The sequence below is a fragment of the Klebsiella sp. K4 genome (assembly GCF_014596785.2).
GTDB classification, from domain to species: domain Bacteria; phylum Pseudomonadota; class Gammaproteobacteria; order Enterobacterales; family Enterobacteriaceae; genus Klebsiella; species Klebsiella pneumoniae.
On sequence record NZ_CP115021.1, the window covers coordinates 4880633 to 4906113 of the forward strand.

The following is a 25481-nucleotide window of genomic DNA, read 5'->3' on the forward strand; positions in this document are numbered from 1 at the left end:
TTGCTTTTTGGTTTTACTAAAATACAACAATTCAATATCAACTTGTTAAAAACAAGGAAGGCATACATGTTTGGTGCAGAACTGGTTATTGTCCTGCTGGCGATTTATCTCGGCGCCCGGCTCGGCGGCATCGGTATCGGCTTTGCCGGTGGCCTTGGCGTCCTTGTCCTGACGCTTATTTTTCAAATTAAACCGGGTGCGATCCCCTTCGACGTTATTGAAATCATTATGGCGGTGATTGCCGCTATCGCCGCCATGCAGGTCGCCGGCGGGATGGATTACCTGGTCAGCCTCGCCGAACGGATGCTGCGCCGCCACCCGAAGTACATTACCTTCCTTGCCCCGCTGGTGACCTGGTTTATGACCGTGCTCGCTGGCACCGGCCATACCGCCTTCTCCACGCTGCCGGTGATCACCGAAGTTGCCAAAGAGCAAGGCATTCGTCCGTCTCGTCCACTGTCGATTGCGGTGGTGGCCTCCCAGATAGCGATCACCGCCTCGCCCATTTCCGCCGCAGTGGTCTTTTTCGCAGGTATCCTTGAACCGCTGGGCGTTAGCTATTTGACGCTGCTGGCCATCTGTATTCCGGTCACGCTGCTGGCGGTGATGCTCACCGCTATCGTCTGCAACTTCCTCGGCTGCGAACTGAAAGACGATCCGGTTTACCAGGAGCGGCTGGCCAAGGGGGAAGTCAGACTGCGCGGTAGCCAGGTATTTGAGCTGCAGCCGCACGCCAAACGTTCAGTTCTGCTGTTTTTGATCGGCATCGTGGCGGTGATGTTCTACGCCACGGCCATCAGCGATACCGTCGGCCTGATTAAGAACCCGGTGCTGCCGCGTAACGAGGCGATCGTGGTATTTATGCTGACCATCGCCACCCTGATTAGCATCACCTGTAAAATCGACACCGGCGAAGTGCTCAACGCCAGCACCTTTAAGTCCGGGATGAGCGCCTGCGTCTGCGTCCTCGGCGTCGCCTGGCTGGGAGATACCTTCGTTAAAGCGCATATCAGCGACATCCAGGCCGTGGCCGGCGATCTGCTGCACAATTACCCATGGCTGCTGGCGGTGGTACTGTTTTTCGCCGCCACGCTGCTCTACTCGCAGGCAGCCACCACCAAGGCGTTGATGCCTGCCGCGCTGCTGCTGGGCGTTAGCCCGCTGACGGCTATCGCCTCGTTTGCCGCGGTCTCGGCGCTGTTCGTTCTACCGACCTACCCAACCCTGCTGGCGGCGGTAGAGATGGACGACACCGGCTCAACCCGCATTGGTAAATATGTCTTTAACCACGCCTTCCTGATCCCCGGCGTTATCGCTATCACGCTGTGCGTGATCCTCGGCTTTATCTTTGGCGGGATTATGCTGTAAATACCGCTGGCGGCGGGCCCACTACGGGCCCGCCTTCCGTTGCCCTCACTTTCCCCGCTCGTTACGCTAATATCCCCGCATCTTGCGTGTTATAGTGCCTCTTTTCGCTGATACGAGGTTCATGATGACTACGCCTGATGCTGTTGTTGTGCTCTGTACCGCGCCGGACGAAGCGACCGCCCAGGATCTGGCGGCAAAAGCGCTGGCGGAAAAGGTGGCGGCCTGCGCCACGCTGCTGCCGGGAGCCACCTCTCTGTATTACTGGGAAGGGAAACTCGAGCAGGAGTATGAAGTGCAGATGCTACTCAAAACTGACCTTGCCCATCAGCAGGCGCTGCTGGACTGCCTGAAGTCACACCATCCGTATCAAACCCCAGAACTGCTGGTTCTACCCGTCACGCATGGAGACAACGATTACCTCTCATGGCTTACCGCATCATTACGCTGATCCTGCTGCTGTGCAGCACATCAGCCACCGCCGGGTTATTCGACGCGCCGGGGCGCTCGAACTTCGTGCCTGCTGATCAAGCTTTCGCCTTTGACTTTCAGCAGCAACAGCATGACGTCAACCTGAGCTGGCAAATCAAGGATGGTTATTATCTTTATCGTCAACAGTTTACCTTCAGCGCCGCCGGGGCGACGATCGACGAACCGGCGCTGCCGGCGGGAGAGTGGCATGAAGATGAGTTTTACGGCAAAAGCGAGATCTTTCGCCAACGCCTGACCGTGCCGGTGACGGTGAAGGAGGCGGACAAAGAGGCTACTCTCACCGTCACCTGGCAGGGCTGCGCCGATGCCGGATTCTGTTATCCGCCGGAGACTAAAGTGATCCCGCTGAGCGCCGTGCGGGCGGCCTCAAACGACGCTCAGCCAACCGCCGCCGCGCCCGTGTCGTCGCTGAACCATCGCCCGGCCTTCAATCCGCCGCTGCCGGTTGAACCGCGCCCGATGGAGGAGAACGCCGTGCCGCAGGCGCCTGCCATGGCGCCGCCAGCAGACGTCCCCGCTCGTCTGCCCTTCACCGCCCTGTGGGCGCTGCTGATTGGCATTGGTATCGCCTTCACCCCCTGCGTGCTGCCGATGTACCCGCTGATTTCGGGCATCGTGCTGGGCGGAAAACAGCGGCTTTCCACCGCGCGCGCCCTGCTGCTGGCCTTTATTTACGTCCAGGGGATGGCCCTGACCTATACCGCGCTGGGGTTGGTGGTAGCCGCCGCCGGGCTGCAGTTCCAGGCGGCCCTGCAGCACCCATATGTCCTGGTCGGCCTGTCGGCGGTGTTTATACTGCTGGCGCTCTCCATGTTCGGCCTGTTCACGCTGCAGCTGCCGTCGTCGCTGCAGACCCGGCTGACGCTGCTCAGCAATAAGCGCCAGGGCGGCTCGCCCGGCGGGGTCTTTGCGATGGGCGCTATTGCCGGGCTGATCTGCTCTCCCTGCACCACCGCGCCGCTAAGCGCCATTCTGTTGTATATCGCCCAGAGCGGTAATCTGTGGCTGGGCGGCGGCACGCTGTACCTTTACGCGCTGGGCATGGGTCTGCCGTTGATCCTTGTGACCGTGTTTGGCAATCGCCTGTTGCCGAAAAGCGGCCCGTGGATGAGCCATGTGAAAACCGCCTTCGGGTTTGTGATCCTTGCCCTGCCCGTCTTCCTGCTGGAACGCATACTCGGCGACCAGTGGGGGGTACGGCTGTGGTCAATGCTCGGTGTCGCCTTCTTCAGCTGGGCGTTTATCACCTCGCTGGGCGCTACCCGGCCGTGGATGCGGCTGGTACAGATCATTCTGCTTGCCGCCGCGCTGGTCAGCGCGCGGCCTCTGCAGGACTGGGCGTTTGGCGCCCCGGCGGCCGAGCAGCAGGCGCACCTGGCTTTCACCCGCGTCAGCTCGGTGGCCGAGCTTGACCAGGCGCTGGCGCAGGCGAAAGGTCAACCGGTGATGCTCGATCTTTACGCCGACTGGTGCGTGGCCTGCAAAGAGTTTGAAAAATACACCTTTAGTTCACCTGACGTGCAGCAGGCGCTGAAAGGCACCGTGTTATTACAGGTCGATGTGACGAAGAACAGCCCGCAAGACGTCGCGCTGCTGAGACACCTGCAGGTGCTGGGTCTGCCGACGATCCTGTTCTTTAACGCTGAGGGTCAGGAACAGCCTGAGCGGCGAGTCACCGGCTTTATGGATGCCGCGGCATTCAGCGCCCATTTGCGCGATTGGCAAGCGTGAGCGACACTTTAGGAGGAAAGATGGAGGAGAACACCGTGCTACGTGAAGACGTCCTGGCAGAAGCCATTAAGATTCTTGAAATTGAAGGTATCGCCAACACGTCGCTGGAGATGGTCGCTGAGCGCGTGTCCTGCCCGACGAGCGACCTGAAACGCTTCTGGCCTGACCGCGAAGCGCTGCTGTACGACGCGCTTCGCTATCTGAGCCAGCAGGTGGATGCCTGGCGTCGTCAGCTCCTGCTGGACGAGACCTTAAGCGCAGAGCAAAAGCTGCTGGCACGCTATGCCGCACTCACCACCTGCGTAAGCAACCAGCGGTACCCGGGCTGCCTGTTTATCGCCGCCTGCACCTTCTACCCGGATCCTCAGCACCCCATTCACCAGCTGGCGGAACAGCAGAAGCAGGCTTCGCTGGCCTACACTCACGAGCTGCTGACTCAGCTGGAGGTGGATGACCCGGAAATGGTCGCCAAGCAGATGGAGCTGATTGTCGAGGGCTGTCTGAGCCGTCTGCTGGTCAAACGTAGCCAGACGGATGTGGATACCGCCCGGCGGCTGGCTGAAGATATTCTACGCTTCGCCCAGTGCCGTATGGGCGGCGCCTTGACCTGATTCTGATATCCTAACCGCCACGTCGCGCCTATAATTTCCCCTCACTGATTGCTGACAGGGATTGATATGCGCGCGTTCTTCTGGGCTGCCTGGCTGGGCCTCTGCTCTACGCCCCTGCTGGCGGCTCCCCTGCAAGGTTTTTCCTTTGCACAAAAAGACTGGGAGCTCGCCTGCGATAATACCGGCGCCTGCCGGGCGGCGGGTTACGGCGTCCGCATGGGTGAGGTCAGCGTGCTGTTGACCCGCAACGCGGGCAGCGAACAGCACCTCACCGCCACGGTAACCTTTGCGCAAATCGAGCACGATATCCCCGCCGACTCCACCGCCAGCCTGCTGATCGACGACCGGGATTTTGGCGCGCTGGACGCTCTCGACGACAGCCACTTTCGCCTCGACAGCGATCAGACCACCGCCCTGCTACAGGCGTTAACGAATCAGCGCAAAATCGAATTCACCCTTAACGGCCAGCACCTGCCGCTTTCCAGCGCCGGCAGCCGCGAGGTGCTGGGTAAAATGGATGCGTTTCAGCGACGCACCGGCACCGCCGATGCGCTGCTGGATAAAGGCGATGCCGGCGACGATGCCATTTTGCCAGCCACTCCCGCCCCGGAAATTATCGCCGCCCCGGTTCTCCATAACGCGCAGCCAGTGCCGTTGAGTATGCTTCAGCGCCAGAAACTGCTGCCCATCCTGACGCCGCTGCTGAACCAGCGCTGCGACGACTGGCAGAATCAGGCCATTCCGGCGGCAGATCGCCAGATCACGCTGACCGCGCTGGATAAAACCCATTCTCTGGCGCAGGCGCTCTGCTGGCGAGCGCCCTATAACGACGGTTATGCCCTGTGGCTGGTCGATAACGCCCAGTTGAGCAAACCGCGACTGCTCACTACCGAGGCTTCCAGCTACGCCGACGGCGCTATCGTCTTTTTGCACAAAGAACGGGGCATGGCCGACTGCGTCACCGGCGAGACGCGCGTTTGGGATGGTAAAACCTTTACCCCCAGCCTGAAGTACAGCACCGGTATGTGTCGGGAAATCACCCCGGGTGGCACCTGGATGCTGCCGACCTTTGTCAGCCAGGTGATCCCCAGGCAGCAGAAAGAGGCGGATAACCTGGCTCTGCGCACGTTGTATAACGCAGTGTTGAAAGCGCAAAAAAGCGATCCAGAATTGTCTCTGAATAAGGTCGCCGAGCAGTTTCCGTTAACCGGCCATATTACCGACTTCACGCTCACTTACGCCGACGATACGCTGATCACGACCAGTAAACCGTCCCCGGATATCAGCGATGATGAGTGGCAGGCGTTTCTGCGCTCCTCGATTAGCGCGGATTCAGAAAACGGCAAAGTCAGCCTTACCCTTATCGACCTCGACGGCGACGGCAAACGCGACCTGATCATCGACAGCTACGTGGGCGGCACCGGGCTCTTCAGCTACACCGGGGTGCTCAAGCGAGGTGATGATGATTTTGCCGCCGTCAACGGCAGCGACAGTGATAATGGTGATGATTTCGATGCCGGGGTGCCCGGCGCCCTCTTTTCCATTAATGGCCGCGGGGCTAACCAGTGGAACCACTGGGTCAAAATCAACGGCCAGGTGTATGCCCTGTGGTACAACGGCCAGTTTGGCGAAGATAACCTCTACCTGCTACGCCCGTTCAGCACCACCAGCCAGACGCCCGCGGTGACGGTTCGCTATCGCTATACGCTGAACAGCATCCGCTCCCCGGAGAAAGACCAGCCGCTGACCCCCAGCCTGAGCGACGGCGATAAAGCGGACCTGCTGCGCTCGCTGGAGGTAATGCAGGGCAGCCTGCTGAAAGACAGACCCGCCAGCGACAACGCCACGCCGATCTGCCCCATCCCGCCGGGCACCTCCGCTGACGAGGCGGATAACTACTACAGCGGCGTCGCCGTTAACTATATCTATGAGACGGTGGCCTATATTCCGGTCTGGCTGAACGGGAAGTGTTATATCGGCACCATTTTCAGCCATCATGGCGCCTATCGCCACGGCGTGGATGCGGAAATTACCCTGAGCTCGCCGCGTGAGGACGAGGAGGTCATTGGCGATTATCTCATCTCCGGACTACGCCACGTTATCGCCATTACCAGCGGCTGGAAAACCCGCGAGGGCGATAACGGCATGCAGTGAAGTTAAGCCAAAACGCGCCTTTGAACGCAGAATTGCCGCAAAGATAAGCAATCGATAAGTAATTTAAGAAATTTGGTTGACGGGGTGGGCGGATTACGGTTTAATGCGCCCCGTTGCCCGGATAGCTCAGTCGGTAGAGCAGGGGATTGAAAATCCCCGTGTCCTTGGTTCGATTCCGAGTCCGGGCACCACTATTTAAAGAACCCGCCCAAAAGGCGGGTTTTTGCTTTTCTAAGACCGGACTCTCCATCGAACTCCGTTCGATTATTCGCCGCACAGCGGCTCACCCCTTCGGGGCCAGCGCGACAAGCGCGCTGTTCAACGCCTGCGGCGTTAGTCCGAGTCCGGGCACCACTATTTAAAGAACCCGCCCAAAAGGCGGGTTTTTGCTTTTCTGCATCCGGACTCTTCATCGAACTCCGTTCGATTATTCGCCGCACAGCGGCTCACCCCTTCGGGGCCAGCGCGGCAAGCGCGCTGTTCAACGCCTGCGGCGTTAGTCCGAGTCCGGGCACCACTATTTAAAGAACCCGCCCAAAAGGCGGGTTTTTGCTTTTCTACATCCGGACTCTTCATCGAACTCCGTTCTATCACCCCCTGCCTGGCGGCGCTGCGCTTGCGCGGACCTACGCTGTTTGAACCTGTGGAGGACCCGCAGGCCGGATAAGGCATTTATGCCGCCATCCGGCACAACCGCGAGTACGGTGTCTGATGTGTATCGCCCGGCGGCGCTGCGCTTGCGCGGGCCTACGCTGTTTGAACCAGCAGAGGACTCGTAGGCCGGATAAGGCATTTATGCCGCCATCCGGCACAACCGCAGGTACGGCGTCTGATGTGTATCGCCCGGCGGCGCTACGCTTGCGCGGGCCTACGCTGTTTAACCTGTGGGGGACCCGTAGGCCGGATAAGGCATTTATGCCGCCATCCGGCACAACCGCGGGTACGGTGTCTGATGTGTATCGCCCGGCATCGCTGCGCTTGCGCGGGCCTACGCTGTTTGAGCCTGCGAAAGGACTCGTAGGCCGGATAAGGCATTTATGCCGCCATCCGGCACAACCGCGGGTACGGTGTCTGATGTGTATCGCCCGGCGGCGCTGCGCTTGCGCGGGCCTACGCTGTTTGAACCAGCAGAGGACTCGTAGGCCGGATAAGGCGAAGCCGTCAGGCAAACGTCGTGAAGAAAGGCATTACTCGGCGGCCGTTTTCCCTTTGCCGGGCAGCCTGAATGCTTCGCCATAGGGCTTCGCAATGCCCATACGATATTGAGTCTCTTTCGCCGCCTGGTGGAGGTCGGCAAACTCCTCTTTCGGCGCCGGCGGACGTTGCGCCTTTTTCAGACACTGATTGCGATGGTGACGGATCCACTCTCGGTCCTCATCGTCCAGACAACGCTGCATCACCTCAATCCATCTGGATGCCGCCCGACGGTAGAGCCCGCATGCCTCTAACCGCTCAGCAATACTGTCCCTTATTCTCATCCACCTCGCTCCTCTGATGCTTTCACGATATCTCATGGTATTCCGACGCGTGAGCCGGAATACCATGGTAGTGTTAATTTATGACAAAACTATTCCTGTGCGGCGCAAGGAATATATTCATTATAATAATCGCTGTGCATAGCAAACCGCATTGGCGGTAAATACTTCCAAAGAGCTCCGGAATTATATGCCGAATGCCATCATCGATACCGCCGGGTATCGACGGTTGTACCTATCAATATCTATTTAATTTATTAGATTTTCGTCAACAAATACCTTGCGATAACATCCATTCTCTGTACAGCGAAGCTTCATAACGAACGTTCGGTCTGCTCCAGCAGCTTATTTCGAAAGATAAATAAGCAAGCTTCATTAAAATTATCTAACCCCAACCGCTCATAAAGCGCAGTACGCTTGCGGTAAAGGCTTTTTAGTGACGTATTGAGATTGACGGCCACCTCCTCCATGGTCATCCCCGCCATGAGTAAACGTAACATTAACTGTTCAGACAAACTTAAGCGCAGATCGTCAAACCACTCTTTGGTCAGACGCTTGCTATTCATCTCCAGAAAAAGGCCAAATAATGTCGCCATATCCGCGGGTGATAATGACATGTTTAAAAACGATTTCAGGCTCAGTAAATGCTCTTCCCGATGGCGCATATCGAGGACGATACAGCATATTCGCTTTCTGGATTTCGCCGCTGCCAGCACGAGATAATCGTAATGGCAAAGCGGCGAGCGGCTATCAACCAGCAGAGAGACTTCATCAACCTCATTATCTAAAATCGCTTTTCCGCTAGAATCTAACTGAATGATATCAGGAAAAAAATTCTTAACACCTTGAAAAAGATAGTAATCTTGGGTAACCAATATCATTAAAGTTGCCACAAATCGTCCCTTTAACATTTAATCAACAAATTCTCGTCAACCAGACGTTTTCCCTCCCCCCTATGGAACGCTTCGCATGGCGGTGAAAATAACGAGACCTGTGATTTATCATTAGCGCGGCATCTGAATCTGGCTGTGAAAACCCTCCTTGCGTTCTGACAGGAAATAAACAGATTGATTATAAATAAAAAAAATACACAGAAAAGATGCTTTTTTTGCTATTGAGAATTTTTGTCAGAAATCATCTTAAATATTGCCTAAAAAACTCTAACCCCAACTAAATATAAGTCACACCGCCATTTTGAAACAAAATTCCACCTGACTTTCTTTTTTATTTATATCAGTAGGTTAAAGAAATCAACTTGAACACTTCCGTTCGAATGAAGTCGATTTTACAGAATTATCTTAAAACGCAGACCATAATTTATCCATATTTATCGGTTGCCGTATCGGGTATAAATTACCCATTCATTTATCAACAGGAGATATGTTTATTAGTTTGCAATAGGTCATTCACCTGCAGTGCCAGTCAGCTAAATGGGACCATCCTCATCCTTTAACTCACCGTCAAAGGACGGTCGTGTTGTGCAATGGATTCTTGATGAACATATGGCAAATAGAAATGGAAAGATCACCTTATTCAAATACGTTATTGTTTAATCGCAACACGAAACTCTCGCTATCAATCGGCTTGCTTTTGCTCTTCCCGGCGCTGGTTCAGGGAGCGGATTCGCTCTATGACCAGCAAATCTTGCAAGCGCGCCAAGGTCAGTACGCCCCCTTTCTCAGTTACCTTCAGCAGTACCAGCTGCGGCATGCCTTAACCCCTTCTCAGGTGGCGGACTGGCTGCAGGTGGCCCTCTGGGCCGGTCAGGACGATGAAGTGGTGAAAGTCTGGCGACGCTACCAGGTCTATATGCCGCTTCCCGCACGGGGCACCGCCGCCGCGGCGCAGGCCCTGCGCAACCAGAAGCAGTGGCAAACCTCGCTCACCCTCTGGCAGCAGGCACTCAGCCAGGCCCCTGGCAGCGACGACTATCGTATCGGCTATATCAAAACGCTCGCCGATGCCCGCAAGGACGGCGAGGCGCTCAGCGAAGCGCGTCGCCTGGTGGCGGAGCAGGCGAGCGTTGCGCACCTGCAGACGCTCTCCTATGTCTACCTGCGGCTGGGCAAAAGCTGGGACCAGCTGTTGGTGGACACGCAGATCCTCGATCGTGATCCGCAAAACAAAACCGCGCTGGCCAGCCTGATGGCGACCCTGACCCGCAACCGAATTGATTCCCCTGCTCTCGGCCTGGCGAATAGCGCCGAACTGACGCCTGCGGAAAAGCGTAACTTGCAGTTGAACGCCGCCGCCGAACTGGTGCGCCTTGCCGATACCCCTTCCCGCGAAGAAAAGGCGCGTTACGCGCTGGCCCGCACGGCGCTCACGCAGTATGACGCGATGATCGCCGCCTGGCACCCCGACCCACAGGCTGCGCCCGACATCATCCGGGCGCGTATTGATCGTCTGGGCGCGCTGTACGCCAGCGCCGAGTACGCGCAGGTCATCCGCGAATACCAAAGCCTGATCGCCCAGCAGCAGACCGTTCCCGACTGGGCCATCGGCTGGGTCATCTCCTCTTTTATCGCCCTTAAGCAAATTGAGCCTGCACTGACGCTTATCCACCAGCATCCTTCGTGGCTGACAAGCCAACAGAATGAGGAACACGAGCTTTTCTACGCTCTGCTGGACACCGGTCAGTACCCGGCGGCGCAACGGTATGTCGCCCGCCTCACCAGGAATGCGCCCTACATCCGTCGTCTCTACGGCTCGCCAACGCCGCAGCCGAACGACGACTGGCTCACCGCACAGTCGCTTAACGTGCACTATTTAGCGGCTACCAACGACCTGCCGCAGGCCGAAGCCCGAATGCAGCGCCTGGCGGCGACGGCCCCTGGAAACCAGGGCCTGCAGATAGACTATGCCGCCCTTCTGCAGGAGAGAGGATTGCCACGGGCAGCCGAACGCCAGCTAAAAGCGGCGGAATCTCTGGAACCCGCCAGCCTGCAGCTGGAGCGCCAGCAGGCCTGGGTCGCCCTCGATCTGCAGGAGTGGCGGCAAATGGATCTGCTGACTGACGACGTCGTCGCCCGCTCGCCACGGGATCTGAACACCCAGCGCCTGGCCAGAGCGCGCGAGATCCATCATCTCTCCGAGCTGCGCCTGAGCGTTGGCAAAGGGCTGCATTCCGACAACCCGGTGAGCGGCACGCACGACCTCAGTTTTGAGACGGCGATCTACAGCCCGCCGCTAGCCGACAGCTGGCGGTTGTTCGGCGGGCACCGCTTCGCTGAAGGCAATTTTGAAGAGGGGAAAGGCAGCCGTCGCCAGCTGTTTGCCGGTATTGAATGGCGTCCGCGCGACTACTGGGGCGAGCTTGAGCTCTCCAGCGTCAATTTTCACGGCGAGAACAAGCCCGGCGTCCGCCTTTCCGCCGCCCATGACGTTAGCGATCGCTGGCAGCTGGGCGGCGAACTGGAGCGGATTTCGCAGCAGATGCCGCTGCGCGCGTTACGCAACGGCGTCAGCGCCAACCGCGGCGAAGGCTGGCTGCGCTGGTCTCCAAACGAACGCCGGGAGTACCGCTTCAGCGCGGCCGCCAGCCGGTTTACCGATCGCAACCGCCGCCAGGAGTACACCCTCTCCGGTAAAGAACGCCTCTGGCAAACCCCATGGTTAACGCTGGATTTGCAGCCCGGTCTGTCGGCCAGCGCCAATAGCCGCACCGACACCGCCTACTACAGTCCGGCACGGGACCTCGCCGCCACCGCGGCGCTGGCCGTCGATCACACGCTTTACCAGCGCTATGACACCGTCTGGAGCCAGCAGTTACTGGCCGGCGGCGGCAGCTACTGGCAAAAAAATCACGCCGCCGGGGCGATCACGGTGCTGGGTTACGGGCAGCGCCTGCGCTGGAACAACGTCGTCGACACCGGGCTGATGCTGAACTGGGATAAGCGCCCCTACGACGGCAAACGTGAAAACAACCTCGCCATCACTCTTGATGCAAATATACGGTTTTAAGGATGACCATGCTGAACACGACCCTGCGCAACGGCCTGATGCTTCTCATCTGGCTGTGCCTTATCTTCAGCGTGCGTGCTGAGGAAGTCCCCTTCCTCGCCCCGCAGCAGCGCCCCCAACTGGAGGCCAATCAACCCTGGCCGGCGGATCGCTTTCTGGTGCTGGCCTACCATGACGTCGAAGACGATGCCGCCGACCAGCGTTATCTTTCGGTGCGCACCAGCGCACTCAATGAGCAGATCGCCTGGCTGCTGCATAACGGCTACCATGCGATCAGCGTTCAGGACATTCTCGATGCGCATTATGGCTTAAAGTCGCTGCCGCCCAAGGCTTTTCTCCTCAGTTTTGACGATGGTTACAGCAGCTTTTACACCCGCGTATGGCCGCTGCTTAAAGCCTGGAACGTCCCGGCGCTGTGGGCGCCGGTGGGCAGCTGGGTGGACACTCCCGCTGGTCAGCCCGTTAATTTTGGCGGCCTGATGACGCCGCGCGAGCGCTTCGCTACCTGGGAGATGGTGCGCGAGCTCAGCCGCTCGCCGCTGGTGGAGATCGGCGCTCACACCTGGGCCTCGCACTACGGTCTGCCGGCCAATCCGCAGGGCAGCCGCGAGCCTGCCGCCGCCAACCGCGGCTGGGATAAAACCACCGGCCGCTATGAAAGCGACGCGCAGTTTACCCGGCGAATGACCGATGACGTGCAGAAAGTGACGGCGAAAATCCATGAGGTTGCCGGGAAAACGCCGCGCGCCTGGGTGTGGCCCTACGGCGCCGCCAGCGGCAGCACCCTGGCCATCGCCAAACAGCAAGGGTATCAGCTGGCGTTTACGCTGAACGACGGCCTGGGCAACGTGAAGGATCTGGACAATATTCCACGCCTGCTGATCGCCGGTAACCCGTCGCTCAAGGCCTTTGCCAGCGCCGTGACCCAGATTCAGGAAGCCGATCCTGTTCGGGTGATGCATGTGGATCTGGACTATGTCTATGACCCCAATCCCGTCCAGCAGGCAAAGAATATCGATAAGCTGGTGCAGCGCGTCTATGACATGAAAATCAGCCACGTCTTTCTGCAGGCCTTCTCCGACCCGCAGGGCGACGGCACGGTCAAGTCGCTCTATTTCCCCAACCGCTGGCTGCCGATGCGCGCCGACCTGTTTAACTTCGTCTCCTGGCAGTTGCAGACCCGCGGCAATGTGAAGGTTTATGCCTGGATGCCGGTGCTGGCCTTCGATCTTGCCTCAGATCTGCCGCGCGTTCAGCGCTGGGATCCGCAAACCGGGAAGGCGTTACTTGCCCGCCAGCCGTACGTCCGTCTGTCGCCCTGGGATCCCCGGGTTCGCCAGCAGATCACCGACATCTACGAAGATCTGGCCCGACACGCCAGCTTCAGCGGGATCCTGTTTCACGACGACGCCGTGCTGACCGATTTTGAAGACGTGAGCCCGGAGGCGGTCGCCGCCTGGCGGCAGACGGGTATGGCGCACGATGCCGGCCCGGTGCCCCAACGTCCGCAAGAGCGCCAGGCATGGATGCGTTTCAAAAGCCAAACCCTGACCCGCTTCACTCTGGATCTACGCCAGGCAGTGCAGGCCATCCGCGGCCCGCAGGTGAAAACGGCGCGTAATCTCTTCGCCCTGCCGATCCTGGAGCCGCAAAGCGAAGCCTGGTTTGCGCAGAATCTGGATGACTTCCTTGCCGCCTATGACTGGACGGTCCCCATGGCGATGCCGCTGATGGAGTCCGTGCCGATCGACGCCAGCCAGGCCTGGCTGACGCGGCTGGTTCAGGCCGTCGCCCGCCACCCGGGCGCGCTGAAGCAAACCATCTTTGAACTGCAGGCCAGAGACTGGAATCGACGCCAGCAAAACGCCATTCCCGACCAGCAGCTGGCGGACTGGATGCGTTTGCTGCGGCTGAACGGCGTCAAAAACTACGGCTACTACCCTGACGATTTTATTAACAACCAGCCTGATATCTCTCGTATCAGGCCGCAATTTTCTTCCTGGTGGTACCCTGACCATGACTGATCGCATTATCGCATTGTGCATTTTATGCCTCGTATTCGGGCTGCCGTTAGGTGTCGCAGCGGTATTTACCGGCGAGCTTATCCTCGACTTTGTCTTTTTCTGGCCGCTGTTTATGTCAGTGTTGTGGATCACCGGGGGTCTCTACTTCTGGTTTCAGCTGGAACGTCACTGGCCGTGGGGGGAGGATACCCCGCCGCCGACGCTGCCGGACAATCCACTGATCTCGATCCTGATCCCCTGCTTTAACGAGGAGAAAAACGCCCGGGAAACCATCAGCGCAGCGCTGGCCCAGCGTTACGCCAATCTTGAAGTGATCGCGATTAACGACGGCTCTTCGGACAACACCGCCCAGGTGCTCCAGCAGCTGGCGCAGGAGGAGCCGAGGCTGCGGGTGATCCATCTGGCCGCCAATCAGGGAAAAGCGGTGGCGCTCAAAGCGGGTGCCGCCGCCGCCCGCGGCGATCTGCTGGTCTGCATCGATGGCGACGCCCTGCTGGACCGGGATACCGCGGCCTGGCTGGTCGCGCCGTTGATCCATTATCCGCACGTCGGGGCGGTCACCGGCAATCCGCGGATCCGCACCCGATCCACGCTGATCGGCCGCATTCAGGTTGGGGAGTTCTCGTCGATCATTGGGCTTATCAAACGGACGCAGCGGATCTATGGCCGGGTCTTTACCGTCTCCGGCGTAATCGCCGCCTTCCGGCGCCAGGCGCTGGCGGACGTCGGCTACTGGAGCCCGGATATGATCACTGAAGATATTGATATCAGCTGGAAGCTTCAGCTCCGCCACTGGGACATTTTTTTCGAGCCGCGAGCGCTGTGCTGGATCCTGATGCCGGAGACCCTCAAAGGGTTATGGAAGCAGCGTCTGCGCTGGGCCCAGGGCGGCGCCGAAGTCTTTCTGGTCAATCTGCGCCGCCTGTTTCACTGGCAGCATCACCGGATGTGGCCGCTGTTTCTGGAGTATGCCTGCTCCACGCTGTGGGCCTTTGCCTACGCGATCACCATTCTGCTGTTTATCCTCAGCCGCCTGATGCCGCTGCCTGACAATCTGGCGGTGCATAGCCTGTTTCCACCGGAATTCACCGGCATGCTGCTCGGCCTGATGTGCCTGCTGCAGTTCGTCGCCAGCCTGTATATCGAGCGGCGCTATGAGAAAAAGGTCGCCAAATCGCTGTTCTGGGTGATCTGGTTCCTGATGGTCTACTGGATGATCGGCCTGCTGACCACGCTGGTCGCTTTTCCGAAAGTGATGGTGAAACGTCAACGTTCCCGCGCGCGCTGGGTGAGCCCGGACCGGGGAAAAGGAAGCCTGTGATGAATGAAAATACGCTCATCTTAACCGAACATCGGGTGCTGCCCCGGCTGGTCGACGCCGGCTTAACGCTGCTGGCCTGGCTCGGTTTTCTGTTCTTTCTGTACGCCAATTTGCTGATGCAGTTCATCGCGCCGCCCTCTCCGCGCTGGGAATCGCTGATGGACTCCCTGAATACGGCGCTGGTGTATCTGCTGATTGCCGCGCTGAACGGCTGGCTGTTGATCCTCTGGTATCACTACAACCGGCGCCGCGCCCGTACCCGGCGTCATACCGCGGTGCTCGCTCTGCGCGACGATGAGCTGGCGAGCAGCTTTAACGTCGCGCCGCAGATTATCTCGGAGATGAGCCGCTATAATTTGCTCACCGTTTACCACGATCAAATCGGGCAGATTATTGATTTAAAAAGCCACGCGTTACCGCCGCCGCAGGAAGAGAGCGATGACGCATGAGAGCAAGGCCGCCGTCGGCGGCCTGGACAGGTAATACGCCGGGGATTAGCCGCCGGCTTTTTTGATGGCGGCTTCCAGCGAGGCTTTGTCTGCCAGCCCCGGGAAGACGGTGATGCTGGCTTCCGTGGCGCCGGTGGTCGGCATCACGATCACGCCCGGCGTGCCGCTCAGACCAATCTCCTGCGCCAGATCGTTAATGCTCTGCAGCACCGGTTCGACGTCGGCGGCCTTCTTCGCATCAAAGCCGGCTTTTTTCGCCTGCTGCTGGATATCCGCCGTCGTCAGCTTGCCTTCGTTATGGCCGGTAGCGTAAATCCCGTTATGGTAGGCCAGATAGGCATCCGCCCCTTTCTGTTGATAGATCTGCAGGCCGGTTTTTGCCGCCTCCAGCGAGCTTTCCCAGCGGCCGCCGAAAATCGGCCACTCTTTGAAGGCGAAGCGGGTCTGCGGGTGCGCTTTAATCACCTGCTCCATCACCGGCGCCAGACGGCTGCAGTAGACGCACTGGTAGTCGAAGAATTCGATCACCGTGACTTTGCCGTTGGCCGGGCCGTAGGTCGGGGTATTTTTATCCTGGGTCAGCACGGCGGCGTTCTTCAGCACCGCCTGAGTGGCCGCGCTGGCCTGCTGCTCAGCCTGAATTTGCTGCAGTTTCTGGCTCGCCTGCAGCAGGACTTCCGGATGGGCGACCAGATAGTCGGCGGCGATTTTGCCGATTTTCGCCTCCTGTTCCGGGGTGAAAGTCGCCGGCGCGTCAGCGGCAGAGGCCATCGCCGGCAGTAAGACAGCGCTCAGCAGGGCGACAGAGAGGTATTTCTTGTGGCCAGACATAGTGGGGATCCTTGCGATAAGTGAACGGCAGGTGAGTCTGGGTGACAAAATATCACCCTTTTTCGCCGAAGCCTTGCCCAACGGCGCCTTGATTCGTAACTTTATTTTTCAGGCTCTCTCTTTCCCGCGCGATAGCGCAGGTCTGCGCCAGTGGTCAACGCGGCCCAGGCGGAGTACCCTGCGCAGCGGTTTTTCTTGCTCTTTTTTCAGGTGGTTTCTCTCGATATGTATGCATTTCTTCCACAATGGGACATGGCAGTGATTATGCTGCAGATTGTCGCCATCGACTTACTGCTGGGTGGCGACAATGCCGTGGTGATCGCCATGGCCTGCCGCAAACTGCCGCCGCAGAAACGCACCAAAGCGATCATCATCGGTACCGTGGGCGCCATCCTGGCGCGCGTTCTGCTGCTGGCGATCGCTTTGTATCTCCTGTCGCTGCCGTGGCTGAAAATAGTCGGCGCGCTGCTCCTGCTGTGGATTGGCATCAAGCTGGTCAGGAATGAGGAAGAAGAGAGCGAGGTTAGCAGCTCTGGCAGCCTGTGGCGCACCGCGATCACCATCACTGTTGCCGATGTGATTATGTCGCTGGATAACGTACTGGCGGTAGCTGCTGCGGGGAAAGGGCACATTGCGCTGGTCGCCCTCGGCGTGGCGATCAGCATTCCGGTTATTGTCGCCGGCAGCAAGCTGGTGCTGGTCCTGCTCACCCGCTTTCCCGCGGTGGTGCTGCTGGGCGGGATGCTTATCGGCTGGATTGCCGGGTCAATGCTGGTCAGCGACCCTACCATTCGCCAGCTGTTTCCCAGCGCCGGCGAGGGCACCGCGCGCCTGGCTGGCGCCGTCGGCGCGCTGCTGGTGCTATTCACCGGATGGCGCCGCCGCCCACGGCCGCAGGCGAAAGACTAATCTTATCCACGGCGCCGTCGACCCCGACGGCGTCAAGTTTCCGCCACTTTTCTTCCCCGTCAGGGCGCATTTGCCCTACGCTTTATACTGACGCCTGTTCCAGGGAATATGTAACCACCGCACTGAGCATAGATGAGAAAAAATCATGGAATTGAAGGATTATTATGCCATTCTCGGGGTGCAACCAACCGACGATCTGAAAACCATCAAGACCGCCTACCGCCGCCTGGCGCGCAAATATCACCCCGACGTCAGTAAAGAAAACGATGCCGAAGCCAAATTTAAGGATCTCGCCGAAGCCTGGGAAGTCCTGAAAGATGAGCAACGGCGCGCCGAATACGATCAGCTCTGGCAGCATCGCAACGATCCCGGCTTCGGTCGCCAGCGACAGACCCACGAGCAGAGCTACAGTCAGCAAGATTTCGACGACATCTTCTCCTCCATGTTTGGCCAGCAGGCGCATCAGCGTCGTCGTCAACACGCGGCGCGCGGCCACGATCTGGAGATCGAAGTGGCGGTGTTCCTTGAAGAGACGCTGGCCGAGCAGACGCGCACCATCAGCTATAACCTGCCGGTGTACAACGTGTTTGGCATGATCGAAAGCGAAACGCCGAAAACGCTGAATGTGAAGATCCCCGCCGGGGTAGTCGATGGTCAGCGTATCCGCCTGAAAGGCCAGGGGACGCCGGGGGAGAATGGCGGCCCGAACGGCGATCTGTGGCTGGTTATCCACATCGCCCCGCATCCGCTATTCGATATTGTCGGTCATAACCTGGAGATCGTCCTGCCGCTGGCGCCATGGGAGGCCGCGCTGGGCGCGAAAGTGACGGTGCCCACCCTGAAAGAGAGCATTCTGCTGACGGTGCCGCCAGGCAGTCAGGCAGGGCAGCGACTGCGTATCAAAGGGAAAGGGCTCGTGAGCAAAACCCACACCGGCGATTTGTTCGCCGTTATTAAAATAGTGATGCCGCCAAAACCAGATGAAAAAGCGCGTGAGCTCTGGCAACAATTGGCCGCCGCCGAAGCCAGCTTCGATCCGCGTAAGACATGGGGGAAAGCCTGATGGCTACAGTAACAGTGACGTTTACCATTACCGAATTGTGCCTGCGTACCGGGGTGTCGGAAGAGGAGCTGACGGAGATCGTCGGCTTAGGGATGATTGAGCCACACCAGCCGCAGGCGGACACCTGGCTGTTCGACGACAGCGCGGTGACGATCGTGCATCGCGCGGTACGCCTGCGTAACGAGCTGGAGCTGGACTGGCCGGGAATTGCGGTGGCGCTGACCCTGCTGGATGAGAACGCGCGGCTGACCCGCGAAAATCGCCTGCTGCAGCAGCGCCTGGCGCGCTTCCTCGCCCATGGATAGGGGCGACATCCCGGGTCGTGGCGTTCCGTCTTCGCGCCGGGTGGCGGCTACGCCTTACCCGGCCTACAAACGGCACTGGGCCCACCATTGCACTGGATCCGTAGGCCCGCGCAAGCGTAGCGCCGCCGGGCATGGCCCCAGCCAGGGAGCCGCCTGTATGCCGGATGGCGGCTACGCCTTACCCGGCCTACAAACGGCACTGGGCCCACCATTACACTGGATCCGTAGGCCCGCGCAAGCGTAGCGCCGCCGGGCATGGCCCCAGCCAGGGAGCCGCCTGTATGCCGGGTGGCGGCTACGCCTTACCCGGCCTACAAACGGCACTGGAGCCCACCATTGAACTGGATCCGTAGGCCCGCGCAAGCGTAGCGCCGCCGGGCATGGCCTCAGCCAGGGAGCCGCCTGTATGCCGAATGGCGGCTACGCCATACCCGGCCTACAAACGGCACTGGGCCCACCATTGCACTGGATCCGTAGGCCCGCGCAAGCGTAGCGCCGCCGGGCATGGCCCCAGCCTGGGAGCCGCCTGTATGCCGGGTGGCGGCTACGCCTTACCCGGCCTACAAATGGCACTGGACCCCACCATTGAACTGGATCCGTAGGCCCGCGCAAGCGTAGCGCCGCCGGGCATGGCCCCAGCCTGGGAGCCGCCTGTATGCCGGGTGGCGGCTACGCCATACCCGGCATACAAACGGCACGGGACCCACCATTGCACTGGATCCGTAGGCCCGCGCAAGCGTAGCGCCGCCGGGCATGGCCCCAGCCAGGGAGCCGCCTGTATGCCGGGTGGCGGCTACGCCTTACCCGGCCTACAAATGGCACTGGACCCACCATTACACTGGATTTGTAGGCCCGCGCAAACGTAGCACCGCCGGGCATGGCCCCAGCCAGGGAGCCGCCGGTATGCCGGGTGGCGGCTACGCCTTACCCGGCCTACAAACGGCACTGGGCCCACCATTGCACTGGATCCGTAGGCCCGCGCAAGCGTAGCGCCGCCGGGCATGGCCCCAGCCAGGGAGCCGCCTGTATGCCGGGTGGCGGCTACGCCATACCCGGCATACAAACTAAGCGCAGCGCAAGCCGGGGAGTTTCCCGGGTCGCGCAAACCGGGAATAGCGCTTAATCCGGTAACGAACCGGCGAGATTACGCGCGGAGACGCTCTCGCTCACCGGCGCGGGCGGCTCGGGCGCCTTAGCCGGAGCGGCTGCTGGCGCGGCTGCCGGGGCGGAAGAGGCCGGCTGGATCTCAAGGAACGAGGCCAGCATCTTACGCAGCGTTTCCGGTTTAGTATCTTCCGCCAGCAGCGCCGCCAGCATCGACGGCAAGCGGCTATCGACTTCCCCTAACGCCAGCCCCGCCAGCAGCGCGGTACGCGACATATCGCCGCGGTCGCCACGGTGATGGGCCTCAATTTTTGCGTCCGCGAAGCGCTCGCTGGCGCTGATATCCGGGCGCAGGTAAATCAGCACTTTTCTGCGATCCAGAGTCATAGACGCTCCTTAACCAATAATTTTCAGACCACGCACCAGGGCAAACTGCGGCTCTTCAGCCACCACGAAACGATCCTCGCGCAGACCCATCCGATCACGAATGGCGTCGGCAACCAGCGGCGCGCCGCCGCCAATGACGATCGCGTGCGAATAGCCTTTAAAGCTATCGATGGCCGTCAGGACACGCGTGGTCAGACGTTCGATACTGTTATTGATCACCTTCTTCACCTCAGAAACCGCATCCGGATCGTTGATGTTGTCGGTCAGGTATTCTTCGTCGTGGCGGTTGATGATTATCTGGTCGACGTTATAGCTGGAGGTGTCGGTATTCGCCCGGGCCAGCGCCAGCTTAACGGCGTCGGTCACCAGCGATACGCCCAGCTTCGGGTCGCCGTAAATGCGCGAAACCGAGGTCATCTGCCCGGCGACCATTGAAATATCCAGCGTGGTGCCGCCAAGGTCGATAATCAGCACCGAATGCGACGGTTTCAGCTCATCACACAGGCTGATGCCCGCCGGAATCGATTCCGGGCGCACGGTAACTTTAGTGATATTGAACACCACGCCTTTATTCAGTTTAACGTCGCGCAGCAGGCTCTTTTTCTTGCGCTCAATATTGTCGAGGCGATATTGCGCATCTTCATCATAAAATTCGGTCAGCGGCAGGGTGACCACAATTTCAACATCCTGCGGCTCAAGACCGCTGGTCAGCAGCGCGTGATGGACAGCGATGGAGTTCAACGGGCTGTATTGCCAGTCAATGTTATTGGTTGGGAGCGCATCGGGAGTGATCAGGTCGAATGAGTACTTTTCATCATCCACCGTGTAGTTAAAAGGCTTCCCCGAACCGAAGGTGGCAGACCAGCCGCGTTTAAAACTGTTGGGGCTGATATGGGTGAAAGTTTCGCCATCTTGCTCCCACAGCATTTTGATATTGGTTGAACCATCATCGATAAAAATGCGCATTGCATTGCTCCATCACTGAGACAAATAAGAGAAAAATGTAAGACCCAAAAAGAGTAGCAAGAGTTAAAAAGCAGCGCAAGAGCACGAAAAAGAGACAATTCTGAGTTTTATTTGAGAACAACCGGAGAAACAAACAGTCCAGAACACTCAAAAAGAGAAATAATTGAGATAAAATAGAGAACTACAGTTTTCTCTTTCTGTCTTTTTAAGACACTGTTTTTTGCTCAAAAAGAGAGCATCCCTCCCCTCTTTCGTCAGCGGTTTTCGCACGCTTTTTACACCTGATTGGGTACCACAATCGGCCGTTCCGGCTCGACGTCATTTTCCGGTACCCGGCGATATTTATCCAGCAGGTGAATCTGAATCCGTCGCAGCATATCGCCATTCAGTTTGTAATAACGGAAATAGAGAAACAGCGTCAGAGCAAAAAAGAGCGTCGGCAGCGCAATCATAATCGCCTGCATCCCCAGCAGCGTGTGGGGCGACTGCACAACATTCGGCACGTAACCGATGATACCCAGCACGATGGCGATAAACCAGGCCGCAAACGCCGAACCGGCTTTGACTACCAGCGTTTGAACGGAATAGGCGATGCTTTCGCAGCGGATATTCATCGTATATTCGCCATAGTCGACGGTATCGGCCACCATAATAACCTGCAGCACCCAGAACAGCGCGGTGCCGATATTCAACAGCATCCCGGCCAGCGAAATCAGCGCGATGTTGTAAACGCCGCCCAGCGCCATCAGCAACAGCACGCCGCAGCCCAGCACGGGCATGATCGAAGCACCCGCCCACAGAATGCGCCGCGACAGCCCTTTCACCAGTCGTGGGAACAGGATCAGCGTCAGCAAATTCGCCGCCCCGGCGTAGGACATGTAATACGGGAACATCTCCGCGCTGCCAATCACGTAGGTAAAGTAGTAAATCGCAAAGCCAGCGATAATGTTCGCCGCCGTGTTATAGGCCAGCGCCATGCCTAACAGGCAGGCCAGCTGATCGTTTTTATAGATCAGCGCCACCATCTGGCGCAGTGAGAGGTGGCTGGAGTCTTCGCTCACACCACTGTCGGAGGAGTAAACCTCATGCACGTTGCGCAGGGTGACGAGGGTGGAAACGACGAAAAAGGCGATCAGCACCAGAGTGAACATCTGAAAACCGAAACCGCGATCGGCGCCGCCGACGGCGTTGACGAACGGCAGCGTGACGCCGGCCGTGACAAATCCCGCCAGACTGGCGAAAAAGCGCGGGTAAGGCACCAGCTGCTCGCGTTCGCGTTTATCGAGGGTAATGGTCGGCACCAACGACCAGAACGGCACATCCATGATGGTGTAAGTGAAGCCCCACAGCAGGTAGGTTAGCCACACCCACGCCAGCAGCGCCCCGCCGCTGAAATGGTGGGCGCTGAACAGCATATACAGCACCACCGAGTTGGTTATCGTGCCGATCAGGATCCACGGTTTGAACTTTCCCCATCGCGACCGCGTACAGTTAACGATCCATCCCATAATCGGATCGGCTATCGCATCGAGGATCCTTGCCACCAGGAACAAGGTGCCAACCACCCCGACCGATAAGCCAACAATATCGGTGTAGTAATACATCAGGTACATGTAGACGATACCGATAGCGAAATCTTTACCAAAGGCACCAAATCCGTAGCTGAGCTTTGTTGTCATTGAAATACTCATAGGGTCCAGGTCGCTGTCGCCAGCGCCTCCTTTAGCGTTTGATAGAGCGTGACAGGCACCGCCGGGTTCGTTGCCCCCGGCGGCATAAGAGGATTAACGGTGCAGCCAGGCCGGCAGCCAGTCGCCGTGGCTGGCGATCAGATCGTCCACCAGCGCGTAGATCTCTTCGATCCCCAACACCGCGGCGGTGTGCGGATCCATCATCGTGGCGTAATAGACGTAATCGCGATTTTCGGTGAGGATCGCCTCCGTGAGCAGCGTCTGCACGTTGATATTGGTCTGCATGAGCGCCGCCAGATGCGCCGGCAGCGCGCCCACTTTGGTCGGCTGGATGCCGTTGGCGTCCACCAGGCAGGCCACTTCCACACAGCAGCCCTGAGGCAGGTTGTCGATGAGATTATCGTTGCGCACGTTGCCGTACACCACGCTTGGCTCGCCGGTCCAGATGGCGTTCATGATGGTGCTGGCATATTCGCGGGAGGGTTTCACCTCAATGCGCTCCCCGCGCTTATAGCTCTCCAGCTCCTGATGCCAGTTGGCCAGTTGCTCGACGCAGCGTTTAGGGTATTCATCCAGCGGCACTTTATAGCGAGCGATAAGGTCATCGCGGCCCGGCTTGATAAACCATGGCGTGTATTCCGCGAAATGCTCCGAGGACTCGGTGACGAAGTAGCCCAGCTTTTTGAACATTTCATAGCGGACAATGTTTTCGCAGCGCGGGTTGCCGTGCAGGTTCGGCTTCGGCGCCCGCCCGTCGGCGTAGGCCTGTAGCAGGTCGGGGTAGATACTGACGTAGCTGCCGTCCGCGAGCTTTTTCTCCAGCGACAGATAGAACGCCATATGGTTAATCCCCGCGCAGCGGTAGCGTAAATCCGCCGGATCGAGATCGAGGTCGCGCGCCAGCTCTTCCGCTGTGCCTTGCACCGAGTGGCACAGGCCAACCTGCTTGATATGCGGGTAGCGGGCGTACATCGCCCAGGTGTTCATCGCCATCGGGTTGACGTAGTTAAGCATGGTGGCGTCCGGGCAGACCTCGCTCATATCGTCGCAGATAGCCCACAGGTGCGGGATGGTGCGCAGCGCGCGCATAATGCCTCCCGGCCCCAGCGTATCGGCAATGGTCTGCTCCAGGCCGTGGCGCTTGCAGACTGCAAAATCGGTGACGGTACAGGGCTCATAGCCGCCAATCTGGAAGGCAACGACGACAAAATCGGCGCCCTGCAGGGCGGTTTTCCGGTCGCGGTGGCAGCTGATTTCGCCGTTCGCGCCCACGGAATCCATCAGCTTGCGCACCACGATATGCGACTCTTCCAGCCGGGTTTCATCGATATCCATCAGCGCGATATGCGCCGATTTCAGCGCCGGGCGCTGGAAAACATCACCGAGAATATTTTTGACGAACACCGTCGAACCGGCGCCGATAAAAGTAATTTTTGGGGCAGACATCACGCACTCTCCATCAGGTCATTGAACACTTGCAGAGTGGCACGCCGCTCCCCGCTGCGCTGCCCTGTTCCCGCCGGAGCATTCCCGAAAGCTCAGATCGGCCATTAAGCGCCACAAAATCTGAGATTTCGGGAACAGATTGAGCAAAAAGGAGAGAAAATGGGCCGATTCTTCCGCTAAGCTGTCGTCAGTTCTGGCGAAAAATGCAGCCACTCTGACAATTCAGGAATACGCTAACGATGGAACACCGCTTCACCTCTCTGCCCCCCGATCCCTTTATGTGCAGCAGCGACGAAAAGCAGAGCCGCAGCCCGCTGGCGCTCTACTCCGAGTATCAGCGTATGGATATCGAACTGCGCCCGCCGCACGCCATGCCCACCAGCCACTGGCACGGCCAGGTGGAGGTCAACGTGCCGTTCGATGGCGACGTGGAGTATTTGATTAATAACGAAGTGGTGCGCATTGAGAAAGGCTATATCACTCTGTTCTGGGCCTGTACGCCGCATCAGCTGACCCGCCCCGGCGATTGCCAGCAGATGGCGATATTCAACCTGCCGATGCATCTGTTTCTCTCATGGCCGCTGGACCGGGAGCTTATCAACCACGTCACCCATGGGATGGTGATTAAATCCCTCGCCGCGCAGCAGTTGAGCGCCTTCGAAGTACGCCGCTGGCAGCAGGAACTGAGCCACGAGAATGAACAGATACGCCAGTTGGCGATCGATGAAATCGCCCTGATGCTGAAGCGGCTGAGCCTCGCCGGCTGGCAGCCGATTCTGGTCAATAAAACCTCACGCACCCACAAGAACAGCGTCTCGCGCCACGCGCAGTTTTATGTCAGCCAGATGCTGGAGTTTATCGCTGCCCACTACGACCAGGCGCTGACCGTCAATGCCGTTGCCGAGCACGTGAAGCTCAACCCGAACTACGCGATGGGGGTCTTTCAGCGGGTGATGCAGCAGACCATGAAGCAGTACATTACCGCCATGCGTATCAATCATGTGCGGGCGCTGCTGAGCGATACCGACAAGACCATCCTGGATATTGCCCTTATCGCCGGTTTTCGCTCCAGCAGCCGCTTCTACAGCACCTTTACCCGCTACGTGGGCATGCCGCCGCAGCAGTACCGTAAACTCAGCCAGCAGCGGCGTCACGGCCTGGCCTTGCCGGAGGCATAAAAAATGCCGCCGGGGT

General features: G+C 58.8%; 23 protein-coding genes and 1 tRNA gene. 15 read left to right on the forward strand and 9 right to left on the reverse strand.

Annotation, left to right across the window (positions count from 1 at the left end):
- Window positions 1–66 precede the first annotated feature (66 nt).
- The 6 genes from IB144_RS24075 to IB144_RS24100 all read left to right on the forward strand — a co-directional run bounded on the left by IB144_RS24075 (window position 67) and on the right by IB144_RS24100 (window position 6544).
- Window positions 67–1368: an anaerobic C4-dicarboxylate transporter gene (locus IB144_RS24075; protein WP_002885423.1), complete on the forward strand. Its 1302-nt coding sequence runs from the start codon at window positions 67–69 to the stop codon at window positions 1366–1368.
- Between the two features lie 124 nt (window positions 1369–1492).
- Entirely contained in the window at window positions 1493–1816 is a 324-nt protein-coding gene (gene cutA / locus IB144_RS24080) for a divalent cation tolerance protein CutA (RefSeq protein WP_002885422.1), read from the forward strand.
- Window positions 1792–3588, forward strand: coding sequence for a protein-disulfide reductase DsbD (locus tag IB144_RS24085; protein WP_065888537.1), 1797 nt, complete (start codon window positions 1792–1794; stop codon window positions 3586–3588). The genes cutA and IB144_RS24085 overlap by 25 nt, the downstream gene beginning before the upstream one ends.
- 20 nt (window positions 3589–3608) lie before the next feature.
- A complete protein-coding gene (locus IB144_RS24090; protein ID WP_002885410.1) occupies window positions 3609–4199 on the forward strand; it encodes a transcriptional regulator in 591 nt (196 codons plus the stop codon).
- A 66-nt stretch (window positions 4200–4265) separates the two neighbouring features.
- Complete coding sequence (locus tag IB144_RS24095; RefSeq protein WP_065888538.1) at window positions 4266–6353, forward strand: DUF1176 domain-containing protein; 2088 nt, start codon at window positions 4266–4268, stop codon at window positions 6351–6353.
- A gap of 115 nt (window positions 6354–6468) precedes the next feature.
- Window positions 6469–6544: transfer RNA gene (locus IB144_RS24100), tRNA-Phe, on the forward strand.
- 996 nt (window positions 6545–7540) lie between these two features.
- Here the strand turns inward: IB144_RS24100 and IB144_RS24105 are convergent.
- A complete protein-coding gene (locus IB144_RS24105) occupies window positions 7541–7897 on the reverse strand; it encodes a PerC family transcriptional regulator (protein ID WP_305953346.1) in 357 nt (118 codons plus the stop codon).
- A 128-nt stretch (window positions 7898–8025) separates the two neighbouring features.
- Here IB144_RS24105 and IB144_RS24110 point away from each other — a divergent pair, with 128 nt between their 5' ends.
- Window positions 8026–8148 (forward strand): hypothetical protein, encoded by a 123-nt coding sequence (locus IB144_RS24110; RefSeq protein ID WP_004146686.1) that lies wholly within the window; start codon window positions 8026–8028, stop codon window positions 8146–8148.
- On the opposite strand, the gene IB144_RS24115 is transcribed toward IB144_RS24110, so the two are convergent.
- Window positions 8143–8709, reverse strand: a complete 567-nt coding sequence (locus IB144_RS24115; RefSeq protein WP_002885396.1) for a LuxR C-terminal-related transcriptional regulator — start codon at window positions 8707–8709, stop codon at window positions 8143–8145. The two genes, IB144_RS24110 and IB144_RS24115, sit on opposite strands and share 6 nt — an antisense overlap.
- Before the next feature lie 634 nt (window positions 8710–9343).
- Between IB144_RS24115 and pgaA the strand changes: the two genes are divergently transcribed.
- From pgaA to pgaD, 4 genes are read left to right on the forward strand one after another with little or no spacing between them, the layout of a single operon-like run.
- Complete coding sequence (gene pgaA, locus IB144_RS24120) at window positions 9344–11791, forward strand: poly-beta-1,6 N-acetyl-D-glucosamine export porin PgaA (RefSeq protein ID WP_074440753.1); 2448 nt, start codon at window positions 9344–9346, stop codon at window positions 11789–11791.
- An 8-nt stretch (window positions 11792–11799) separates the two neighbouring features.
- Complete coding sequence (gene pgaB, locus IB144_RS24125) at window positions 11800–13815, forward strand: poly-beta-1,6-N-acetyl-D-glucosamine N-deacetylase PgaB (protein ID WP_065888546.1); 2016 nt, start codon at window positions 11800–11802, stop codon at window positions 13813–13815.
- On the forward strand, window positions 13808–15136 hold the full coding sequence (gene pgaC / locus IB144_RS24130; RefSeq protein ID WP_149358904.1) for a poly-beta-1,6-N-acetyl-D-glucosamine synthase: 1329 nt from the start codon (window positions 13808–13810) through the stop codon (window positions 15134–15136). Before pgaB ends, pgaC begins: the two co-directional genes overlap by 8 nt.
- A complete protein-coding gene (pgaD, locus tag IB144_RS24135; RefSeq protein WP_004177775.1) occupies window positions 15136–15585 on the forward strand; it encodes a poly-beta-1,6-N-acetyl-D-glucosamine biosynthesis protein PgaD in 450 nt (149 codons plus the stop codon). The genes pgaC and pgaD overlap by 1 nt, the downstream gene beginning before the upstream one ends.
- A gap of 45 nt (window positions 15586–15630) precedes the next feature.
- On the opposite strand, the gene IB144_RS24140 is transcribed toward pgaD, so the two are convergent.
- Window positions 15631–16416, reverse strand: a complete 786-nt coding sequence (locus tag IB144_RS24140; protein ID WP_002885391.1) for a DsbA family protein — start codon at window positions 16414–16416, stop codon at window positions 15631–15633.
- 225 nt (window positions 16417–16641) lie between these two features.
- Between IB144_RS24140 and IB144_RS24145 the strand changes: the two genes are divergently transcribed.
- Window positions 16642–17325: a TerC family protein gene (locus IB144_RS24145; protein WP_040214814.1), complete on the forward strand. Its 684-nt coding sequence runs from the start codon at window positions 16642–16644 to the stop codon at window positions 17323–17325.
- Here the strand turns inward: IB144_RS24145 and IB144_RS24150 are convergent.
- The gene (locus IB144_RS24150) at window positions 17282–17395 is read right to left on the reverse strand and encodes a hypothetical protein (RefSeq protein WP_020316611.1); all 114 of its coding nucleotides are present in this window, start codon (window positions 17393–17395) and stop codon (window positions 17282–17284) included. The two genes, IB144_RS24145 and IB144_RS24150, sit on opposite strands and share 44 nt — an antisense overlap.
- A gap of 75 nt (window positions 17396–17470) precedes the next feature.
- On the opposite strand from IB144_RS24150, the gene cbpA reads away from it, so the two are divergent.
- On the forward strand, window positions 17471–18388 hold the full coding sequence (cbpA, locus tag IB144_RS24155) for a curved DNA-binding protein (RefSeq protein ID WP_002885338.1): 918 nt from the start codon (window positions 17471–17473) through the stop codon (window positions 18386–18388).
- Window positions 18388–18693 carry a chaperone modulator CbpM gene (gene cbpM / locus IB144_RS24160; RefSeq protein WP_002885324.1) on the forward strand — a complete coding sequence of 102 codons (306 nt, stop codon included), beginning with the start codon at window positions 18388–18390 and terminating at the stop codon, window positions 18691–18693. Before cbpA ends, cbpM begins: the two co-directional genes overlap by 1 nt.
- A gap of 1119 nt (window positions 18694–19812) precedes the next feature.
- Here the strand turns inward: cbpM and IB144_RS24165 are convergent.
- From IB144_RS24165 to IB144_RS24185, 5 genes are all read right to left on the reverse strand, one after another.
- Window positions 19813–20184 (reverse strand): plasmid partitioning/stability family protein, encoded by a 372-nt coding sequence (locus tag IB144_RS24165; protein WP_008807236.1) that lies wholly within the window; start codon window positions 20182–20184, stop codon window positions 19813–19815.
- Window positions 20185–20193: 9 nt separating this feature from the next.
- The gene (gene parM / locus IB144_RS24170) at window positions 20194–21150 is read right to left on the reverse strand and encodes a plasmid segregation protein ParM domain-containing protein (protein ID WP_046654758.1); all 957 of its coding nucleotides are present in this window, start codon (window positions 21148–21150) and stop codon (window positions 20194–20196) included.
- A gap of 147 nt (window positions 21151–21297) precedes the next feature.
- Window positions 21298–21420: a hypothetical protein gene (locus tag IB144_RS24175; protein WP_004146677.1), complete on the reverse strand. Its 123-nt coding sequence runs from the start codon at window positions 21418–21420 to the stop codon at window positions 21298–21300.
- A 5-nt stretch (window positions 21421–21425) separates the two neighbouring features.
- Window positions 21426–22841: a melibiose:sodium transporter MelB gene (melB, locus tag IB144_RS24180; protein WP_004146676.1), complete on the reverse strand. Its 1416-nt coding sequence runs from the start codon at window positions 22839–22841 to the stop codon at window positions 21426–21428.
- 93 nt (window positions 22842–22934) lie between these two features.
- Window positions 22935–24287: an alpha-glucosidase/alpha-galactosidase gene (locus IB144_RS24185; protein ID WP_040214811.1), complete on the reverse strand. Its 1353-nt coding sequence runs from the start codon at window positions 24285–24287 to the stop codon at window positions 22935–22937.
- A gap of 239 nt (window positions 24288–24526) precedes the next feature.
- Here IB144_RS24185 and melR point away from each other — a divergent pair, with 239 nt between their 5' ends.
- Window positions 24527–25465, forward strand: coding sequence for a transcriptional regulator MelR (gene melR, locus IB144_RS24190; RefSeq protein ID WP_134894632.1), 939 nt, complete (start codon window positions 24527–24529; stop codon window positions 25463–25465).
- Window positions 25466–25481 lie beyond the last annotated feature (16 nt).

What these genes read in the sequence shown, in the direction of transcription:
- IB144_RS24185 (WP_040214811.1), bottom strand. Translation starts at nt 24,287, where the DNA reads ATGTCTGCCCCAAAAATTACTTTTATCGGCGCCGGTTCGACGGTGTTC.
- IB144_RS24145 (WP_040214814.1), top strand. Translation starts at nt 16,642, where the DNA reads ATGTATGCATTTCTTCCACAATGGGACATGGCAGTGATTATGCTGCAG.
- pgaB (WP_065888546.1), top strand. Translation starts at nt 11,800, where the DNA reads ATGCTGAACACGACCCTGCGCAACGGCCTGATGCTTCTCATCTGGCTG.
- pgaA (WP_074440753.1), top strand. Translation starts at nt 9,344, where the DNA reads ATGGAAAGATCACCTTATTCAAATACGTTATTGTTTAATCGCAACACG.
- IB144_RS24140 (WP_002885391.1), bottom strand. Translation starts at nt 16,416, where the DNA reads ATGTCTGGCCACAAGAAATACCTCTCTGTCGCCCTGCTGAGCGCTGTC.
- IB144_RS24115 (WP_002885396.1), bottom strand. Translation starts at nt 8,709, where the DNA reads ATGATATTGGTTACCCAAGATTACTATCTTTTTCAAGGTGTTAAGAAT.
- IB144_RS24150 (WP_020316611.1), bottom strand. Translation starts at nt 17,395, where the DNA reads ATGCGCCCTGACGGGGAAGAAAAGTGGCGGAAACTTGACGCCGTCGGG.
- cutA (WP_002885422.1), top strand. Translation starts at nt 1,493, where the DNA reads ATGACTACGCCTGATGCTGTTGTTGTGCTCTGTACCGCGCCGGACGAA.
- parM (WP_046654758.1), bottom strand. Translation starts at nt 21,150, where the DNA reads ATGCGCATTTTTATCGATGATGGTTCAACCAATATCAAAATGCTGTGG.
- cbpM (WP_002885324.1), top strand. Translation starts at nt 18,388, where the DNA reads ATGGCTACAGTAACAGTGACGTTTACCATTACCGAATTGTGCCTGCGT.
- IB144_RS24085 (WP_065888537.1), top strand. Translation starts at nt 1,792, where the DNA reads ATGGCTTACCGCATCATTACGCTGATCCTGCTGCTGTGCAGCACATCA.
- cbpA (WP_002885338.1), top strand. Translation starts at nt 17,471, where the DNA reads ATGGAATTGAAGGATTATTATGCCATTCTCGGGGTGCAACCAACCGAC.
- IB144_RS24095 (WP_065888538.1), top strand. Translation starts at nt 4,266, where the DNA reads ATGCGCGCGTTCTTCTGGGCTGCCTGGCTGGGCCTCTGCTCTACGCCC.
- pgaC (WP_149358904.1), top strand. Translation starts at nt 13,808, where the DNA reads ATGACTGATCGCATTATCGCATTGTGCATTTTATGCCTCGTATTCGGG.
- IB144_RS24090 (WP_002885410.1), top strand. Translation starts at nt 3,609, where the DNA reads ATGGAGGAGAACACCGTGCTACGTGAAGACGTCCTGGCAGAAGCCATT.
- IB144_RS24110 (WP_004146686.1), top strand. Translation starts at nt 8,026, where the DNA reads ATGCCATCATCGATACCGCCGGGTATCGACGGTTGTACCTATCAATAT.
- melB (WP_004146676.1), bottom strand. Translation starts at nt 22,841, where the DNA reads ATGAGTATTTCAATGACAACAAAGCTCAGCTACGGATTTGGTGCCTTT.
- IB144_RS24165 (WP_008807236.1), bottom strand. Translation starts at nt 20,184, where the DNA reads ATGACTCTGGATCGCAGAAAAGTGCTGATTTACCTGCGCCCGGATATC.
- melR (WP_134894632.1), top strand. Translation starts at nt 24,527, where the DNA reads ATGGAACACCGCTTCACCTCTCTGCCCCCCGATCCCTTTATGTGCAGC.
- IB144_RS24105 (WP_305953346.1), bottom strand. Translation starts at nt 7,897, where the DNA reads ATGGTATTCCGGCTCACGCGTCGGAATACCATGAGATATCGTGAAAGC.
- pgaD (WP_004177775.1), top strand. Translation starts at nt 15,136, where the DNA reads ATGAATGAAAATACGCTCATCTTAACCGAACATCGGGTGCTGCCCCGG.
- IB144_RS24075 (WP_002885423.1), top strand. Translation starts at nt 67, where the DNA reads ATGTTTGGTGCAGAACTGGTTATTGTCCTGCTGGCGATTTATCTCGGC.